The sequence below is a fragment of the Streptomyces sp. NPDC059037 genome (assembly GCF_042740015.1).
Classification (GTDB): domain Bacteria; phylum Actinomycetota; class Actinomycetes; order Streptomycetales; family Streptomycetaceae; genus Streptomyces.
The window spans coordinates 15,862-16,802 of sequence record NZ_JBHYIG010000220.1; the positions used below are offsets into that span (position 1 = coordinate 15,862).

Sequence of the window (941 nt, forward strand, 5' to 3'; positions counted from 1 at the left end):
CAGCACGGTCACACCGTGGGTACGCCCCCGCTCGCCAAGTTCCCCCGCCGGGCGCTCACATGGCCGCCGCCGACGCGATCAGCTGTGCCCTGGAGGCCATGTGCGCCTTCGCAAGGACGTTGGAGACATGGAACTTGATGGTCTTCTCGCTCAGGCCGAGCCGCCGGGCGATCTCTTTGTTGGCCATGCCGCGCCGCACCAGTTGGAGCACCTCGGACTCGCGCGAGGTCAGCGGCGCGTGCGTGGGTACGACCGTCAGAGGTCGCGGCAGCGTGGCGCGCACAAACCTGAGCAGCGCCCCGCTGAGGCCGGGCGAGACATAACCCGTGCCTTCGCCGGCCCGGCGGACCGCCTCCACCAACTCCTCCTCGGGGTCGTCGCTGTGGACGAGCGCGCCGACGTTGACCTGGGTCAGCCGGACCCAGTCGGCGACGGCGTCCACGTCCGACACGATCACCACCATGGCGGCGTCGACCTGCTTCAGCTCATGCACATGGTCGGCCTGCGACTGTGCTTCGAGCACCACGACATCCGGTGCGTAGAGATGCACCGCCGAGAGGAGTTCGCCGATATCTCCGGCCTCACCCACCACGACCAGTGCGGGGTCCTCCGCGAGTGCCCCTCGAATACCCAGACGCGCGTACGGATGGGGATCGCATACAACAACTCTTATCTGAATTCCACTGTTCATCTGCCCGCCCCCTGTTAAGATTTTCCCGCTCTCCCGTTACGCGGAATTCACACACAGGGGCAAGGGCGCATGCCGGTGCACCATTCACGGAAATCGCCGTGTGAATGGATGGAATGAAGGCATGACAGACCCGTTCCCGTACCGTCGCCCACCCCTACCCCGCGGGCGGCGGGATACAGGGAGGGGCGCAATACCCCCTGAAAATCAAAAAACCCGCGCCCACCCCCCTGCCCAACAAAAGGCACACACC

Annotated in this window: 1 protein-coding gene; it reads right to left on the bottom strand. The window is 65.7% G+C overall.

Annotated features, from left to right (window positions below; genetic code table 11):
- Positions 1-55: 55 nt before the first annotated feature.
- Positions 56-589, bottom strand: coding sequence for a LuxR C-terminal-related transcriptional regulator (locus ACFWY6_RS33450; RefSeq protein WP_384698517.1), 534 nt, complete (start codon positions 587-589; stop codon positions 56-58).
- Between the last annotated feature and the right edge of the window lie 352 nt (positions 590-941).